Raw genomic sequence first — 18,826 nt, 5'->3', positions numbered from 1 at the left:
ACGTATGAGAACTTGGGTTATCCATTGTATGAATTTAGCTTGGATGGTTTGCAACCAACGAAAGAGGATACAGAAAAAGCCACGAGTGCATTAGATTTGATGCGAGTAGTACCAAATCCATACTATGCTTATTCAGATTATGAGGTAATCGAGACAGATAATGTAGTGAAAGTCATCAACATTCCTGCAAAATGTGACATCCGTATTTACTCATTGGATGGACGATTGGTAAGAGAGTTTAAAGTAGGACAAATTTATGGAGATGTCGTTAGAAATGGAAAAGCTCGTTTGGGGCAATTTGGAAACCCTGATATTGAAAATCAAATCACAACATCCGTGAAATGGGATTTGAAGAACTATTCAGGAGTTCCTGTAGCTGGGGGCGTTTATTTGATCCATGTCAAAGTCGATGGAGTAGGAGCTAAAGTATTGAAAAGCTTTATCATTAATCGTGCTTTGGATGCTCAAAAACTCTAGGGAGTATATTAGTTGACTTATTGGTAATAAAATTATATTTAATGCGCTTGTTTCTTATGAGATTGAGCGCATTTTTTATTAACGATGGTTTGAGGTAACAAAGTAAATAACTGGCTCTATTAGCTTTGAATTGATAGTTTTTTATTGGGAAAATAGTGCTGAATAGTTTGTTAGAAAAGATAAGTAGGAATTTAAAATGTTGAGGAATATTGAAATCTGTTATTTACTTTACATAAATAACCAACGATATTTATAATGTGCAAAAAGAGTCAAATGGGCAAAAATACCTCTTTTGTATGATAATGGCAATTATTAGAAATAGGTAGCTCCTCAAGCCATTATCCTTATTTACTACATTAGGACATAGATGATTGCTGAACTTCAGAAAAGACATTTTCTGGAGGTAGGACTTCCTATGCCTTTATTAAAATTCTCAATCAAAATTATTACTATGAACAAACTATCTTTTATAACCATTCTCATAGTCTATTTTTGGACTATACCGATAGAAGGAGAAGCACGGGATTTTGTAGGCGATAAAAACAAACCTTCCACACCGAAGAATATAGGATTCAGAAGCAATTGTACAGAATCTAGAGCAGAAACAGATTTGAATATCAATAATGTTCGGGCAAGACTGCGTGGAGGAGGTGATATGTGGTGGGATGGACAACAAGCTAGATATATTGTTCCCAATGTTGACCCAGCATCAGGAGAACCCGAAATTTCTTCTTTGTATGCAGGAGGGATTTGGATAGGTGCTTATGATGGCGGCGGAAATTTGATTCTTGCTGCTCAAACTTATAGAAATAGAGGAAACGACTATTGGCCAGGACCTCTCAATACCCAAACGGCTACAATTGATAAAAACGAATGTGCTCGTTGGGACAAGCATTTTACAGTATATGGTAGAGATATAGATGCATTGAGGGCAGATTTTTTAGATCCACTATCGCCAGGGATAGACGATACCCCATCAAAAGCGTTATTGGGGTGGCCAGCACGAGGCAACGTACATTTTGCAGCCATTCATGGTTTTGATATTTTAGGTTATGATCAAGATTTAGCCCCTTTTGTAGATAATAATGGGGATAATCGGTATAATCCTTATGATGGAGATCATCCAATTGTAGAAGTTGTGGGTTGCGATAGAACAGATTATTCCAATCCCGTTTATGCAGATCAGATGACATGGTGGGTCTATAATGACAAAGGAAACCTGCATACTCAGACACAAGGGAAATCAATGGATATGGAGGTACAAGCTTTGGCTTTTGGATATTCTACGACAGATGCTGTCAACAATATGACCTTTTACCGTTATAAGTTATTAAATAGAAACCAACTCCGATACAATGATACGTATTTTTCTTTGTGGACGGATCCTGATTTAGGATGTTCAGAGGATGATTATATTGGTTGTGATACTTCGACAGGAATGGGGTATGTCTATAATGCTTATCCTTATGATGATAATCCTTGTGGACAAGCAGGAACACCTGGGTATGGGGCACAAGTTCCTGCCTTGGGAGTCGATTATTTTAAAGGCCCTTTGGATTCTACTAAAAAAGAAATTGGTTTATCTGGTTTTCAATACTACAGAAGAGGTGGTGGTGGTATTGGTGACCCGCAAACAGCAATTCAACATTATCGGTTGATGTCTGGTCTTTGGATAGATGCTACTCCTGTTACTCAAGGAGGAAATGGCTATGATCCCAATAATCCTAATGCTGTTCCAACAAGATATGTATTTCCTAGTTTTCCAACTGACGACAGCCCCGGAGCTTGGTCTATGTGCCAAGAGAACTTAAATGGCTTGGATCAACGCTTTTTGCACACCTCAGGACCCTTTACTTTATTGCCTGGGGCTACCAATGAAATGATATCGGGGGTTGTATGGGTTCCTGAAGTGCCTTATTCTGGTTGTGCTTCTTTGGAATCTCTGGTTACTGCTGATGAATTAGCACAAAATCTATTTGATGGCTGTTTTAAAATAACAAATGGTCCAGATGCTCCTAATATGGATGTTATTGAAATGGATAAGGAATTAGTATTGAATTTAAGTTATGGTGCCAATAGTCCTTTTGATTATGAAGAGTCTCCAGCTATATTGGCACAGCATGCACCTTTGGATACGAGCTACAATTTTCAGGGGTATAAAATTTACCAAGTAGTAGGACCAAATGTTTCTGTTACAGAATTAGATGATGAAAGCAAAGCAAGTTTAATCTACCAGTGTGATGTGGAGGATGATGTAACTACCATTGCCAATTGGGAGGAATTTAGAAATGATGCGGCTCAAATTGATTTACTGACACCTGTGATTAAGGTAGAAGGAGCAAATAGTGGCTTGAAGCATACTTTTAAGGTCGTTGAAGATCAATTCGCAACAGGAGAAAAAAACTTAATCAATCATAAACCCTATTATTTCTGTGTGGTTGCTTATGCACATAATGAGTATCAAAAGTATGATCCTGTAACGGGAAAAGGGCAAGATAAAGCTTATTTGCAAGGGCGTCGCAATTTTAGAATTTATACAGGTATTCCAAGAATTAATGCGCCCGAATATTCTGGTATTCAATTAAAATCAGAATATGGTGATCAACCACAGATAACTCGATTAGATGGTCAAGGTGTAGGATCAGGAGAGTTTTTAAATATTGCGAATATAGAAGAAGTAGAGTCTGCTATTTTAGCCGGTAATAATGTTGGAAGAATCACTTATAAGGAGGGGCAAGCGCCTATCAAAGTAAAAATTGTAGATCCCTTGCGTGTTCCTGCGGGAACGTTCCAAGTTCGTGTATGTGATCAATTGTATGGTTGGCTTTATGATGCTAATTTAGATGCTTATATTCCACAACCAGCCAATGTGACAACCTTGTCTGATTCTGTTTATTGGATGTTGTCTGACCCACAAGATCCGAGCATCGTATGGTCGTCTTATCAAACTATGGACTGGAACTACGAGCAGTATATTCCAGATTTAGGAATCTCTCTTGAATTGGAGCAGAAAGATAAGCCAAGTCATAATGGAAATGTAGGATTTATCGGTTCTCAAATTGCATATGAAGATACTACTTATGGTGAATGGTATCATGGACTAAACGATGGGGACGGCATTCTAAATATGTTAAAAACAGGAAATAATGAGGCTGATCAAAGGTTTGATCCAGAGCAGTTGTATTCTGAATCAGAAGGAGGTTGGTACCCATTTATGTTGTGTGATGCACAACGAGATTTTGATGGCCCTTATTTGTCACTAGGGAATATTGCCTCGGATGGCTCCAAATTAAGAAATGATACAGTGCCAGGAGCACCAATAGTACCTAATAAAGTACGGGATACATTATTATCTAACTTAAATAACGTCAATATAGTAATGTCTCCTAATCGAGATGAGTGGAGCCGCTGTATTGTTGTTGAAACGGCTAATTTTTATCATGGTAACTCTTTCTTAGGAAGTGTAAGCTCCAATTGGCAAATACCTTCTAAGCGAGATCAAATGGAATGGAGAGGAAGTGTTGGACCAAGTTTTGGAGTTCCCAAACCAGTGTATCCTTCTCGAAACAAAGATATGTCTATTGATAACAGTACTGTTGGTATGTCTTGGTTTCCTGGATATGCTTATAATGTGGAAACAGGAGAACGATTGAATATTTTCTTTGGAGAAAATTCTTTATACAATGGTAGTGTTTTAGAGGAGGGGTTGAACCCTGGTAGTAGTACTGGAAACGATATGATTTTTAACCCAACTAATGTACAAACGACAGGTCCTTTTTCAACGGATGAAAAAGTACAATTACTAAGAAATGTACAAGGCGGACAGCATATTATTTATGTAACCAATCAGCCTTATGACTCTTGCAAAAGCGTTATTGCAGAGTTTGATAAAGTGAATCCTAACATTCCTCTTGATAAGGATATTCATATTTACAAAAATCTAGTTGTGACGTGGGCATCAATGGCAGTACCAACAACTATGCAGGGAACGTATGGTGAAGTTCCTCCAACCAAAGCGAGAATTAAGTTAAGAGTTGATCGCCCGTTTGAAATAGAAGAAGGAACGAATGAGAATTTAGGATATCCATTGTATGAATTTTCATTAGACAAATTTGTTCCTACAAAAGAAGAACAAGAGACGGCTGTTTCTGCTTTAGATTTAATGCGTGTGGTTCCAAACCCTTACTATGCTTATTCTGATTATGAGATACTAGAAACGGATAATGTTGTCAAAATTACAAATATTCCTGCTAAATGTCATATTAGGATTTACTCGTTGGATGGTCGATTTATAAAAGAATTTAAAATAGCACAAGAGTACAAGAATTCAGCTAAAAATGGTATTGCGAGAATTGGACAAGGATATGAAGGACCTCTGGCTGATGCACAAATCAAAACATCAGTTGAATGGGATGTGAAAAACTATGCTGATGTACCTGTTGCTTCAGGAGTTTATCTAATTCACGTCAAAGTAGAAGGAGTAGGAACCAAGGTGTTAAAAAGTTTTGTTATTAATCGAGCTTTTGATGCGCAGCGCTTGTAAGAAGCTCTCAATTGCTATTGAATATCCTTATAAACTGTATCAAAAGGCATAGGGATGGAATCCTACTTGACTGATAATCAGAGTGCTAATGTTTTTGATTTTCCTTTTAAAACTTTGATAATCAGTTTTGTGTGTCGCTGCTGAGTTTTTTTAAGAATTTTAAACTAAAAAAATAGCAGACTATTAGGCTAATAACTGGCATTTATCTTAATAATTTTATATATTTGCCTTTATACGGAATAAAGAACGTTCCTCCCAAAAACTGGGAGGAACGTTCTTTTTATTGCTTTTATGCGATAGAATTGCTAATCGGGCATCAGTTTTTTTCTTCAAGATAGCCTATCCATTACCAAATAAGTAAGTGTAAATAGAAAGGATTATTTTTAAGAATATGGGAACTTTTGAGCAACCTCTTCGTTAGGAATGGAGTTTTATAAATGAATTGAATTTTCTAGCAAATTCAAATTTTAAAAAGAAATATTTAATTGCAGGTTACGAATAGCACGAAACGTAACCGTTTTACAGCAAATTTATAAGGTAAGTAAGTTTTGATAGTAGATGATGGGTAAAATTACTAGAAATTTTGATGAGAAACAAGGTGAAAAAAAGTAGTGATAGCAGCGTTATCACGAGACTTTTTAACGAAGTTGATCACAAAATTGCTTCTTAAGTTTATGATCATTAATTATGAATGACTACTTAATTATAATTAAAAAGAAATTATTATGTCTAAATACTCATATATGACCCAAGATGGGTTTGATAAATTGAAAAGTGAATTAGAAGTTTTGAAAACTCAAGGTCGTCAAGACGCAGCAAAAGCAATCGCAGAAGCTCGTGAAAAAGGTGATTTGTCAGAAAATGCAGAATACGATGCTGCTAAAGAAGCGCAGGGATTATTGGAGTTGAAAATTTCTGAAATGGAAAAAACGTTGTCGACAGCAAGAGTAATTAAGCAAGAAGACCTAGATGCTTCTTCAGTGGTTATTCTAAGCACCATTAAAATTAAACAGGTGAAGACCAAAAAGGAATTTGAATATACCTTAGTTTCTCAATCGGAAGCAAATTTGCGTGCAGGTAAAATTTCTGTTGATTCACCAATTGGAAAAGGGTTGCTAGGCAAAAAAGTAGGAGAAATTGCAGAGGTACAGACTCCTGGAGGAATTATGGAGTTTGAAATTTTAGATATTGCTATTAATCTTTAAAATACGCTCATTATGCCAAGTATATTCACACGTATCGTAAATGGAGAAATCCCTTGTCACAAAATTGCAGAAGATGAACAATTTTTGGCTTTTCTAGATATTGCTCCTGTTGTCAAAGGACATACACTGGTTATTCCTAAGAAAGAAGTAGATTATATTTTTGATTTGGAGGAGTCTTTGTTTTTGGGATTGCATCTGTTCTCTAAACGAGTAGCAGCAGCTATAGAAAAAACAGTCCATTGTGAGCGAATAGGGCAGACCGTTTTGGGGTTAGAAGTACCTCATGCGCACATTCACTTGGTGCCGCTCTTAAACATCCAGTTTATTGATTTTAACAAACGACAATCAATGGAACAGGAAGAATTTGTCGCTTTGGCAGAAAAAATTCGAGCTAATTTTGTTTAGATAAGAAAAAAGTATTTTTGCTTTTTGATAAAACACCTAATTCGTAGAGCGAATTAGGTGTTTTTTTATATAAAAAAAAGGTCGTTCTGATATTTTCAGAACGACCTTTTTGTAAGACTTTTTACTGCTGTTATTTGATTCCATGCATCCATTTTGTAATAACAACCGATGCCAATATCAAAAAGCCACCAGCACAAACGGCAATTAGACCTAGATTGTTAAATACGGATAGACATAAGCTTAGAGATTCTTCAGCAGGTGTTCCTTCTGGAACTACAGTAAACTGGGCAATTGTTTTACCAGCTTGATGGGCAAACGAAGAAGCCATTAACCAGAATCCCATTACAAAACCTACAACCTGTGCAGGGGCTAATTTGGTAACCATTGATAACCCTACTGGAGACAATGTTAATTCACCTAGTGTGTGCAATAAGTATAAAAACACCATAAACATAGGTGCAATTAGACCATCAACAGCACCACCTTTGGAAAAGTTTAAAATTAAAAAACCGGAACCTAACAAGATTAAACCGATTCCAAATTTTACAGGCGCAGCAGGTTCCATGTTAGCATTTGATAGCTTCACCCACAACCAAGAAAAAATAGGAGCAAATAGCATGATGAAAAACGGATTTAATGAATTGAACATTGCCGCGTTCAAATAATCGTTTGGACGCACGTTGTTCATTGTAAATACTGTCAATGCACTACCTGCTAGTTCGAAGAAGGTCCAGAAAATAATAGTAAAGAAGAAGAGCGTTACAATAACCCATATACGTTGACGTTGTACTTTTTCATACTGAAAAGAACTGTATAATAAATAAGTTACCATTATAATTCCAATACCTCCAATACCATAATCTAAAATGTCATTGTGTTGGATTAGTAATAAAAAGAACGGAATAGCAATAATAGAACCTATATAAATCAATAAATTAAGTGGAAGACCAAATAACTTAGGTTCAACGGGATTTTCTACTAATGTAAATCGTTCAACTTGATCATCGCTAGCTTCTGATTGATCTGTAGGAGTCTTTGTTGTATTATCAAGAGTAGGATCATTGTTTAAAATTTCTCCCCCATTGTTTTGGTCTAACATAATACCTGGTCCACCTGCTGTAACTTGATATGGAGCATAACCTTTGTCTTCAAGTATTCCATTGCGTTCTGCATACCAAAATATCAATAAACCTAATAACATTCCTACTCCAGCAAGTCCAAAACCAAAGTGCCAACCTAAGTTAGGATCTAAACCAACGGCACCACAAGTTAAACCAGAAAGAAACGCACCAATATTGATTCCCATATAAAAAATCGTGAAGGCTCCGTCACGTCTTGGGTCCGTTTTTGCATAAAATTTACCAATCATAGAGGATATATTAGGTTTGAAGAAACCATTACCCATGATTAATAATGCTAAAGCAGTAAGGAAGATAAGTTCGTTTTCTATAGCCATTAAGAAATGACCACACATCATTAGAAATGCTCCCCACATGATTGCTTTTCGGTATCCCATAAACTTTTCAGCCAATAAACCACCAATAAGAGGTGTTGCATATACTAATGCTCCATAGGCTCCATAAATACCATAAGCGTCACTAGTACTATAATTCATTACTTCACTAGTCATATATAATACTAATAAAGCTCGCATACCATAGTAAGAGAAACGTTCCCACATTTCTACAAAAAATAAGAAGAAGAGTACTTTAGGATGTACCTTTCTGTTTGTCGAGATAACAAAGACAATCCAAATGGCACAGAAGACCCATGCAAGAGCCATCGTAGTATATGTTCCCATAATATCCGAAGATTTTTTTTGAGGATTAATTAATTATTAGCAAAATTTGAACTTGAAGGTAACAAATTACTAACGAAATGCGAATTAAGGGCAAAGGAAATAGATTGTTGTAGGCAAAAAATAGACTAAAACATATAAAAAAGTACAAAAAGAAGGAACTAAGAACTACTATTTTGTTGTTGTTAACTGTTCTTTTCTTTTATAGGGGTTAATTTTTTTTTTCCCGTACTTCTTGTGCTTCTATAACCAATATCTTTTTGGCATTTTCTTTTTTTATATGACGGTATTTTCCTGCCCCCATTTCACTAAGATTTTCGAGTAATTCTTTGTGATGGGTATACTCCTTTTTGGAGAAATAAAAAATGCTCAAACGGATAGGATCTTTTTCTTTAGTTCCTCGTTTGATAATTTTTTTGACCCTAGAATTAATGTTAAAGGCACCGTCTGTTGCCATGATAACCCGATTGTTACCGTTTTTAATAATACTCTCTTCGATGGTCTTGTAAGCCAATCGAATCCCTTTGTTTGCATCACTACTACCATCAGACGATAGTTGACTAATGATATCAATCACCCGTTTTTTGTTGGCCTCTGAAGTCATAGAAGTAGGTGGCAGGACGACTTCAGCTTTGCCAGAATATGTAATTAGAGTAATATTATCTTCTTCTCGCATCAAATCAAGTAATTGAACAAGAGCCTCCTTGAGCAGCGGCAGCTTATTGGTATCTTTCATTGAGGCAGAAATATCTAACAAAAACACGAGGTTATTTGTCGCAAATCCATTGAGATTCATGTCCCCAACTTGAGGATTATTTTTTCTATATTCTATGCTATCCAAAATTTGTTGGGCATAAATAGCACTGTCTTTTTTAGCTTGAGCAATACTATCCGATTTAATTTGAGCTATGCTATCTGCTACATATTTTTCGCGCAATTTTTTGCGAATGAGTTCTTCTATATCAATATCAGGAGCCTTGTATTGCTCGTATTCTGGAATGTCAGGGTAAAGGACTTCAAATAAGTGTGGCATTTCGTGTTCGTACAACCAATAAACGTCATTATCATTAATAAATTTGTTGAACAAGGTAGCAGCACCATCTCCCGAGCGATTGTAACTATTTAGCAAATCTATGTTATAGTAATAATAACTGGTCTTAAAGTTTAAATTTTGATACTTAGGATTACGCTGATATTCTTTTGCTATTTTTAATATATTTTGAGTCCTGTTAAGAATTTCTGCAAATCTTTTTTCAGGTGAACGCAGGGAATTGGGAATTTTTTTTAATCCTTTTAGAATGCTTTCTTGGCGACCTTCTAAACTGATCAGAAACTCATTTAATTTTAAAAAATTGTATTCTAATGAACTACTTGTGTCTCCTGCTCGAACGGCTTTTATTACTAGCTTACTTTGTTTGAGGAGTGGTTGAAGCTCTTGTGTTGCCCTTAATGCATTGCTGTCTATTTGAGGTGAGTTGTAAGTTTGGATAATTGCTGTAAGGTTCCAATGTAGTTTTTCTTGTAGGGTAAACATGTCATAGTAAAGTACTTCTACTCTACGGAGCCATTTAAACCCCTGAACGAGGTTGGTGTCTTTTTTGTAATCTCCTGTTTCGACATATTGAGCCAATAGAGAACGAGTATCTTCTATTTCTTTAAGAACATTAACAACCTTACCAATTAACTGAAGTGGAGCACCTCGTTTATCATAAGGGATATAAATATTATCATTAAGAATTGCAGGATAAAGATCACGTGGATAAATGGGAAAGTAATCGGGGTTGGTAAGGATATTATCTTTTTCGTAGACAACTTGATCGATGCTATCTTCTACAAATTGATAAAACTGATCATTGATATGCAAGAAATCAAAATACATTAAGTTTAGTGCATGCGATACTTCATTAGAATAAACAATATAGTTATTTAATGCTTGATAGGTTGATTTCGATAAGCGTTGATTTTGAGCCTGTAAGTTAGTCAAACAGAAACAAAATACCAGAAAATGAAATGTTATTTTTTTATATAAAAATTTTCCCGTCATAGTTAATAGCTACCGACTCATCCTTACAATCAGTAGAAACAGCAATCTCTATTAGGTCTTAAGACTATAGTTTGTTAAATAATCATTGGTTTCCTTTGTTGCTCAAATTTTATCATTGGCGAATGATTTGATTTTCAATAGAAAAGCAGTTAAGATTATAGTTTGCAAAATTGTTGCCAAGCTTTTTCTGCCAATGCAACTGTTAAATTTTCGATGTAATAAGCACCAGAAGCAGGATCAACGACTCTATTCAGGTAACTTTCAGACTGCAATAAGTGTTGTACATTTCGTGCAATTCTACGAGTAAAAGCATCTGCCTTATCTAGACTGTTGCAAGGACGAACATATATAGAATCTACACCACCTATAGCAGCAGCCATCGCTTGCGTTGTGGCCGTAATCATGTTCCAATATTGATTGTCATGCTGATCACTTAGTGTTGTTGCATGCAAAAAGGGGAAAATAGCTGTAGGAGCTTCGTAGGCTTCTAACAAACCCAACCAAAGTCTTTTGAAAGCTCTAATTGATGCTAGTTCTACAAAGTAACGTTCTCCTATATTAAAATCAAAACGCAAAAAGTTTGTAATTTGTTCGATATTTTTCTCTTCTTCTTTTAAAATAGCAATCCATTGATTGGCTGTAAAAATTGCATTACTAAGACTTTGGGTAGAAGCGTCTTCTATTAAAATATTTAAAAATCTGAGTTGAGGTAAATGAACGGCACAAAAGTCAAAGCAATCACAAATTAAATCTTTGTTAAGAGATCCTAAGTTGCAACTACTACTTAATGTCTGAATATTAGGAATATGGGAGAGGGTTTCCAAAAAAGTTTTGGGAGCATCAGGAAGAGCAACCCCTTGAAAATGGATGTGAATCAACTCTAATAAAACACCTTTTAATAAACGTTGCAAATCGTCTACAGAAGGGGTGAATGAGAAATCAAATATCAAAGCATTTGCCCCTTTGTTTAAGGCTTCTAAGATTTGTAGGTTGATGGTTGTACAATCAGCAGGGTGTTTTACTAAAAAAGCTTCACAAATACGCCAGTGATTGTTAGGGCTTAAGTTAGCGCTACCAAGGTACTGAGAAGTTGTTGTCTCTTTTCGGTGCAAAGGAGATACAATAAGCCCCTCTTCAATTTCCCAATTTAAACTATCAACGGGTTTCCCTTTTAAGAATTTCTCAATGGCATCAACCCATTCTTTGGTAGTTACTTTGTCAAACTCTTGGAATAAATTCTGTGTCTGCTCCATACTTATGATTTCCTTGTCGTAATATATTGGAATACTTTATTGTCAAACAACATTGAAAAGCTCCAAAAGATCTTTTTTATATCTTTATTTTTATTTTTTAGATTTGGTTAGCACAATCACATGGTATTAGCTTTTGTCAATTGCTAAATCACAAATAAAAGTTCTGTGCATTGTCAAATATCTAGTATTCTAAAGTTGAGTAATTGGGCAGCAAAAAAACTAAAAAATATAGAGTGATTGTTAGTGCTAATTGAACAAAAATAAAACCTTAGCGAACTAATCAACAAACTACTATAGTTAAAGCATACTATCTAAAAGAACTTCTATGGGATAGATCATTTTTACCGAACCATTACTTCGTTGGTCTTTTTAGTTTGACGGATTTTTTTCACTTGGATGTTTGTTAAGAATGCAACCATAAAAAAACTCAATAGAGAGTAGTAAATATGCATTACTTCTTTATGTAAAAAAAAATGATTTAATGAATCATTACCAAGCGATTTTTATCTATTAAAACTAAGAAACAAAAATACAAATTCTTATGAAATCATGAAAGTTTTTGGGATTAGTTTGCAATCGTTTTATGGTTTTTGTTTTAAGTAGTTATAGAATAACAAATTGAAAACTTTTTTGTCAAAGTTGAAAAATATGATAGCTTGTTGAAGCAATTAAAGGGCTTTCGTTTGAAAAGAGAGCGATCAATTCTACTAGAAAAAAAATAGTTAGATTCTTTTGTCCATGACAAAAGCGGTAACTTTGTTTTCGATGGTGTTAAAGTAAGAGCTCACATACTAGTGATGAATACTTCGTCGATTATGATTTGTTATGCTTATGAGATCGCAGGGCTAGTTCTCTACGGTCAATGACCTTTGGTTTTTGTACGACTAACACCAGCCTACTCAGCAATTAAAAAAATGCGACTACAAAGTAGTAATGTAGTTAAGTATTAACACTAAATAGTTGTACATTTAATCAGAAGTTGATAGAGTAGTAGTCCGTTAATAACTTCCTTTGGTTATGAAGGGAGAACTTAGTTGTTTAGAGGACTAAAATCTTAAAAATAAATTTGTCTTGTATTGGCTCTTCTGTTATATAAAAAAAGGACTTAAAAGAACAAAAAGAAACTACCTAACCTTGTTTGATAGCCATATAGTCCATCTTTCTGAGACAGTACTTGCCGATTACAAAGACTTGTTTGAGTATCTGAATGAAAAAATCAAAATAAATAATGAAAGCAGTCATTCCAGTTGCAGGAGTAGGAACTCGTTTAAGACCACACACATATACGCAGCCCAAACCACTAATTCCAGTGGCAGGAAAACCTTTAATTGCTTCAATTATAGATCAGTTAGTTGCCGATGGAGGCATTACAGAATTTATACTGGTCATTGGGTATTTAGGGGATAAGATGAGGAACTATATCGAAAACCGGTATCCTCATTTAGACATAACTTTTGTATATCAAGAAGCCAGATTGGGTTTAGGACATGCTATGTATATGGCAATCAATGCTTTTGAAGACTCCGAAGAAATTTTGATCGTATTGGGAGATACCATTTTTGAGGGAGATTTAAAAGTTTTGTTGAAGCAGCCGAATTCTTGCTTGGGAGTGAAAAAAGTAGATGACCCCAGAGAATTTGGAGTAGTAGAAATCGGAGACAACGGTTATATCAACAAGGTGGTAGAAAAACCTAGAATTCCAAAGTCAAACATGGCTTTGGTAGGACTGTACAAAATATCAGATGTCAAGAGTTTGGTTGAGGCACTGCAATATATTGTAACCAATAATGTTCTAACAATTGATGAGTATCAATTGAGTGATGCTTTGATGAGAATGGTTGAAATGGGGGTGCAGTTTACGGTATTTGAAGTAGATAATTGGTACGATTGCGGAAAGAAAGATATTTTGCTAGATACCAATGCCATGTTGTTGAGGCGGCAAGGAAATGCTTCAGAAGACATTCCTGCCTTCGAAAATACCATTATTGTTCATCCCGTGAGCATTGGCGAAAATTGTCAAATTAAAAATTCAATCATAGGTCCTAATGTGTGTATTGGGGATAATTCTATCTTGAATTATGCTATTGTAAGCAATTCTATCATTGGTAGTTATGCTATGATTGAAGAGGCTGTACTACAAAAATCAATTATAGGTAGTGATGCAGCTATCAAGGGATTGAGTTTGAGTTTAAATATAGGAGATAATACAGAAATTGATTTTTCATAATAGCCTTTGTTTATAAGTAATAGCTTGTTGAAGCCACGTAGTATAGGAAATAACTAAGTGTTCGCAATGGTTGGATAAAGGAATCAACGACCACGAAGTGGCAGCGTAGTGCTAACTATTATTATTAGATTAAGGCAATAAAAAAACATCAAGAAAAAAATGGAACAGTTGAAAAGTTACCAAGAAGCGAATAAAGAACGTTACTTGGAGGAGTTAATGGATTTGTTGCGCATTCCTTCTGTGAGCGCAGATTCGAGCTATGAAGCGGATGTTTTGAGAACAGCAAATTTTATTAAAGATAAGTTGATAGAAGCAGGTGCTGACAATGTTGAGGTTTGCGAAACGGATGGTTTTCCAATTGTTTATGCAGACAAAATTATAGATCCCAAATTGCCAACAGTGTGTGTGTATGGGCATTATGATGTTCAACCTGCCGATCCTATCGAATTGTGGAATTCTGGTCCCTTTGATCCTGTCATCAAAAAAACTGCCATCCATCCTGATGGAGCAATTTTTGCCCGTGGAGCTTGTGACGATAAAGGACAAATGTATATGCATGTTAAGGCATTTGAGAATATGATGAAAAATGATGCCTTGCCTTGTAATGTGAAGTTTATGATAGAAGGAGAAGAAGAAATTGGCTCTCCAAGCTTGGGACCTTTTATTCGTAAAAATGCAGAAAAATTTGCTTGTGATGTCATCCTAGTTTCGGATACAGGTATGATAGCCAATGATGTCCCTTCCATTTGTACAGGATTGAGAGGATTGAGTTATGTAGAAGTTGAGGTGGTTGGTCCCAACCGAGACTTACATTCGGGAATTTATGGAGGTGCCGTTGCGAACCCTGCCAATGTGTTGGCAAAAATGATTGCTTCTTTGCACGATGAAAATGGGCATATTACGGTAGATGGTTTTTATGATGATGTAGCAACGGTTTCAGACGAAGAGCGTGCGGCTATGAATAAGGCTCCTTTTTCTTTGGAAGAGTACAAAAAACATTTGGATATAGATGCTGTTCAAGGAGAAGCAGGATATACAACTTTAGAGCGTGGTTCGATTCGCCCAACCTTAGATGTGAATGGAATTTGGAGTGGCTACATCGGAGAAGGTGCTAAAACCGTTTTGCCTTCGAAGGCTAATGCTAAAATTTCGATGCGTTTGGTTCCCAACCAAGACTCGGAAACGATTACTAAATTATTTAAAGCACATTTTGAAAAAATAGCTCCTCCTTCTGTGAAAGTAACGGTAACGCCACATCATGGCGGTGAGCCAGTGGTAACGCCAACAACAGGAATTGCTTATCAAGCAGCAGACAAAGCGTATCAAAAAACATTTGGTAAATCGGCTATTCCTCAACGTTCGGGAGGATCTATTCCAATTGTGGCTATGTTTGAGGAGGTGTTGGGTGTAAAAACTATCTTGATGGGATTTGGCTTGAACTCAGATGCAATTCATTCTCCGAACGAGCATTATGGCTTATTCAATTATTATAAAGGAATTGAAACCATCCCATATTTTTATCAATACTTCACAGAATTATCTACCCAATAATTCTTTATCAATACAATCAATAGTCCGCTAAAACGACTGCTAAACCTTGTGATAATAATAATTTAGAGTAGGTTAGGCGGACTATTGGTTGTTTGAAGATAAATCAAAACTTCCCCTTTTAGCACCAAAACTCATTGTACAATGAAAAATCTTGTCCTATCCTTCCTATTTACTATACTTACGTTTCAACTACATGCTCAACAAGAAAAAATTTTGCACGACGGGCATGAACAGTATCGATCAGCTATAGATGAAGGTCGCTATGAAGAGGCTTACCAACATGCTTACGTTTGTTGGAAAACTCTAAAAGGAATGTCACCTCAGAGAGATAGTTTGTTAGGCTTAGCAGCCTATTATTTATCCTATACTTTGTATTTGAATGATAATCCAGAAGAAGCCTTGACGTATGCGTTGGAGGCTAAAAAAATGATAGAAAGAAGTTATGGAGAAGAGAGTGTTAATTATGCGTTGGTTGTCAATACAACCTCTATGATTTACTCTGATTTGGATGAGTATGATCTTGCAGAAACGTATTCTTTAGAGGCGATTAGAGTCTACGAGATGCATTTGCCAAGAAAAGAATATGATTATTTTGCTGCAAAATCAAATTTGGCAAGCTTGTACGATATATTAGGACAGCCTCAAGAAGCAAAAGTATTGTATCGATCGATCTTAGATCAATATACATTGGACAAGAGTGCAGAATTGTATACCGCTGTATTGATGAATTGGGCTTTGCTGCACGAAAGTTTAGGAGAGTATGCTGTGGCAGAAGCGGCTTATTTAGAAGCGCAACAGATTTTTAAAGAGAATAACCAAGTAACGCACCCTAATTATGCAATTTTGTTAACAAACATGGGAATTCTCTACCATTCATTAGAGCAGTTTGAGCAAACCGAAAACTTATTCTTGCAAGCGATAGAAATTTTTTCTAATGAATCCTTAGGTAATTTTTATGACATCTCTAGCGCTTACTCTGGTTTGGCGATTCTTTATAGTGACATGGAGCAGTACAAAAAGGCAGAAGAATACTATCTTAAGACAGTTGCTTTGACCAAAGAATTTATGGGGAGTAATAGCTATGATTATGCTTGGTCAATTAGCAATTTAGGGGTTTATTATGAAGAGATAGGAAATTTTGAAAAAGCCAAAGAGAAATATTTAGAAGCACAGCAAATATTTCTAAAAATATTTGATGATCAGCATATTAGCTATGCTACAAATTTGTCGCACTTATCTTCTGTTTATTTGGGGATCGAAGACTGGGATCAATCGTTGTTGCTTGCCAATCAATCCCTTGTTTTATTAGAAAATATTCGAGGAAAACAACATGTTGGTTATCTAATTTTGATGAATCGGATTGCTGAGATTTATTGTAATAAGGGGAATTATTCTAAGGCATTGGATTATGCTTTTCAAACGCTAGAAATCAATGGAGATTTTCTGTTTTCAAACGACAAAATTGATAAGGCGTGGTGTGCTACAATTCTAAAACATTCTTTCTTATCGTTTGTAGATTTAAACACTTCTTTAGAAATCATTTGGCGTATTTTAGATGAACAATCAACCCAAGATGCACTTCAAAAGCAGCTCATGCTAGTAGAAATGGTCATGACTATTTTTGAACGGCACCGAAATGAATACAGTACAGAAGAAGATAAATTGTATACCTTGACTCAAAGTACAGCTTGGGCTGAGCAAGGAATTATGACTATTGGAAAACATCGAGCACATCCGAATTGGAATCAATACAAAAAACAAGCATTTGATTTTGCAGAAAAAAACAAATCGGTTTTGTTAACTGGAGACTTGCAAGCCGAAAAGGCGTATAGTTTTGGCGATTTGCCCGATTCTCTAGCTCAAAAAGAACAATTATTACAAAAAGAATACGATGATTACAAGGCTTACTTGTCGGATGATATTACCGAAGAGGAGCGACAAGAAATTTATACTTATTTGAGTGACTTATTTCTCGAGAAAAATGCCTTTAAAGAATATATAGAAGCCAATTATCCCAAATATAACCAACTTAAATATGCAGCTACCACTGTTTCAATTGAGGAGGTGCAGGCAAATTTAGATGCAACAACTGCCTTGTTAGAATACAGTGTTTCGGATTCAATGATCACGGTATTTTATATCGATCAACAACAATTTGAACTGTATACGCTTCCTGTATCTTATAAAACGTTATCTTCTAAAATCGGATTATTGCACCATACTTTGAGTGATTACCAAATTTTATTAAAAGCCCCAGAACGAGCTTTCCGAAGATATACCGATGTAGCGTATTGGTTTTATGAAAACTTGTTGAAAGCAGTATTAAGTGGAAAGGATAAGATTGATCAATTGGTATTGGTTACAGATAGAGAATTAGGACACCTCCCTTTTGAAACTTTTTTGGTAGAAAATAGTGCAAACCAACAAGGTTATAAATCATTGCATTATTTAATGAACGATTATGCAATTAGCTACGACTATTCCGCAACGTTGTGGAAAGAAAACTTGAGTAAATCAGAGCGCCCCAACAACGATAAATTATTGGCAATGGCTGCTGTTTATAAGCAGTCCTTGACATCGAAAGGACATCGATCGCCTTTTTATCAACAGCAAAGAAGCATGCTTAGTCCTTTGCCCGCTGCAATCGATGAAGTGAATACCTTGGCGAAGATTTTTGAAAGTGATGTCGTGACAGGGGTAGACGCAAATGAGCGTTTTTTCAAAGAAAAAGCTTCCGAATATGGTATTATTCACTTAGCTATGCATGGTGTGCTGAATCGAAAAGCACCTATTTTGTCTAGTCTAGTTTTAACCGAAAACAACGATACCTTAGAGAATAATTTTTTGCAGGCTTATGAAATTTCTAAGATGAACTTGAATGCCAATCTTGTTGTTTTATCAGCTTGTGAAACGGGATATGGTAAGTTTGAGCGTGGCAATGGTATTGCTTCTTTGGCTAGATCGTTTATGTATGCAGGAGTACCCGCAATGGTTGTTTCATTATGGCAAGTTAACGATCAGTCAACGGCAATTGTGATGCACTATTTTTATGAAAACTTAAAACAAGGCAGCAGCAAATCAATCGCACTTCGAGCCGCAAAACAACGTTATCTGTCGGAAGTAGAGGGCATTTATGCTCACCCCGCTTTTTGGTCTTCTTTTATACAGTTAGGAAACAATCAAGCCATCGAATTAAGCAAAAAAAATACTGTTACGAAATATTGGTGGATATTGATAACAGTATTTTTGATAATGATTGTTGGAATAGGTTTTAAAGTATGGAAAAAAGAATGATTTATTGAAGTAGTAGTACAACTGGCTAT

At 35.6% G+C, this 18,826-nt stretch carries 9 protein-coding genes and 1 pseudogene; 7 read left to right on the top strand and 3 right to left on the bottom strand.

Features of this window, described 5'->3' with window-relative positions; genetic code table 11:
* The 4 genes and pseudogenes from CG11_RS30390 to CG11_RS18105 all read left to right on the top strand — a co-directional run.
* Window positions 1-477: pseudogene (locus tag CG11_RS30390) on the top strand (hypothetical protein); the annotation flags it as partial.
* A gap of 451 nt (window positions 478-928) precedes the next feature.
* Window positions 929-5,020, top strand: coding sequence for a hypothetical protein (locus CG11_RS18115; RefSeq protein WP_052598248.1), 4,092 nt, complete (start codon window positions 929-931; stop codon window positions 5,018-5,020).
* Window positions 5,021-5,745: 725 nt separating this feature from the next.
* Window positions 5,746-6,225, top strand: a complete 480-nt coding sequence (gene greA / locus CG11_RS18110) for a transcription elongation factor GreA (protein ID WP_052598247.1) — start codon at window positions 5,746-5,748, stop codon at window positions 6,223-6,225.
* 12 nt (window positions 6,226-6,237) lie between these two features.
* On the top strand, window positions 6,238-6,630 hold the full coding sequence (locus tag CG11_RS18105) for an HIT family protein (RefSeq protein ID WP_052598246.1): 393 nt from the start codon (window positions 6,238-6,240) through the stop codon (window positions 6,628-6,630).
* Between the two features lie 130 nt (window positions 6,631-6,760).
* Here the strand turns inward: CG11_RS18105 and CG11_RS18100 are convergent, their stop codons facing one another.
* The 3 genes from CG11_RS18100 to CG11_RS18090 form a co-directional block, all read right to left on the bottom strand.
* Window positions 6,761-8,431: a peptide MFS transporter gene (locus CG11_RS18100; RefSeq protein ID WP_052598245.1), complete on the bottom strand. Its 1,671-nt coding sequence runs from the start codon at window positions 8,429-8,431 to the stop codon at window positions 6,761-6,763.
* Window positions 8,432-8,639: 208 nt separating this feature from the next.
* The gene (locus tag CG11_RS18095) at window positions 8,640-10,412 is read right to left on the bottom strand and encodes a VWA domain-containing protein (protein ID WP_197043882.1); all 1,773 of its coding nucleotides are present in this window, start codon (window positions 10,410-10,412) and stop codon (window positions 8,640-8,642) included.
* Between the two features lie 215 nt (window positions 10,413-10,627).
* The gene (locus CG11_RS18090; protein ID WP_052598243.1) at window positions 10,628-11,725 is read right to left on the bottom strand and encodes a methylmalonyl-CoA mutase family protein; all 1,098 of its coding nucleotides are present in this window, start codon (window positions 11,723-11,725) and stop codon (window positions 10,628-10,630) included.
* A gap of 1,228 nt (window positions 11,726-12,953) precedes the next feature.
* On the opposite strand from CG11_RS18090, the gene CG11_RS18085 reads away from it, so the two are divergent.
* The 3 genes from CG11_RS18085 (at window position 12,954) to CG11_RS18075 (ending at window position 18,797) form a co-directional block, all read left to right on the top strand.
* Window positions 12,954-13,952 (top strand): sugar phosphate nucleotidyltransferase, encoded by a 999-nt coding sequence (locus tag CG11_RS18085; protein ID WP_052598242.1) that lies wholly within the window; start codon window positions 12,954-12,956, stop codon window positions 13,950-13,952.
* 159 nt (window positions 13,953-14,111) lie between these two features.
* Window positions 14,112-15,503, top strand: a complete 1,392-nt coding sequence (locus CG11_RS18080) for a dipeptidase (RefSeq protein WP_052598241.1) — start codon at window positions 14,112-14,114, stop codon at window positions 15,501-15,503.
* Between the two features lie 141 nt (window positions 15,504-15,644).
* On the top strand, window positions 15,645-18,797 hold the full coding sequence (locus CG11_RS18075) for a CHAT domain-containing tetratricopeptide repeat protein (RefSeq protein ID WP_052598240.1): 3,153 nt from the start codon (window positions 15,645-15,647) through the stop codon (window positions 18,795-18,797).
* Window positions 18,798-18,826 lie beyond the last annotated feature (29 nt).

Source organism: Aureispira sp. CCB-QB1, assembly GCF_000724545.1.
In the GTDB taxonomy this organism is placed as follows: domain Bacteria; phylum Bacteroidota; class Bacteroidia; order Chitinophagales; family Saprospiraceae; genus Aureispira.
This window is presented reverse-complemented; position numbering and strand designations above follow the sequence as displayed.

Excerpts from the sequence above, each read along its gene's own strand:
- CG11_RS18075 (WP_052598240.1), top strand. The coding sequence starts at position 15,645 with ATGAAAAATCTTGTCCTATCCTTCCTATTTACTATACTTACGTTTCAA.
- CG11_RS18105 (WP_052598246.1), top strand. The coding sequence starts at position 6,238 with ATGCCAAGTATATTCACACGTATCGTAAATGGAGAAATCCCTTGTCAC.
- greA (WP_052598247.1), top strand. The coding sequence starts at position 5,746 with ATGTCTAAATACTCATATATGACCCAAGATGGGTTTGATAAATTGAAA.
- CG11_RS18085 (WP_052598242.1), top strand. The coding sequence starts at position 12,954 with ATGAAAGCAGTCATTCCAGTTGCAGGAGTAGGAACTCGTTTAAGACCA.
- CG11_RS18100 (WP_052598245.1), bottom strand. The coding sequence starts at position 8,431 with ATGGGAACATATACTACGATGGCTCTTGCATGGGTCTTCTGTGCCATT.
- CG11_RS18115 (WP_052598248.1), top strand. The coding sequence starts at position 929 with ATGAACAAACTATCTTTTATAACCATTCTCATAGTCTATTTTTGGACT.
- CG11_RS18080 (WP_052598241.1), top strand. The coding sequence starts at position 14,112 with ATGGAACAGTTGAAAAGTTACCAAGAAGCGAATAAAGAACGTTACTTG.
- CG11_RS18090 (WP_052598243.1), bottom strand. The coding sequence starts at position 11,725 with ATGGAGCAGACACAGAATTTATTCCAAGAGTTTGACAAAGTAACTACC.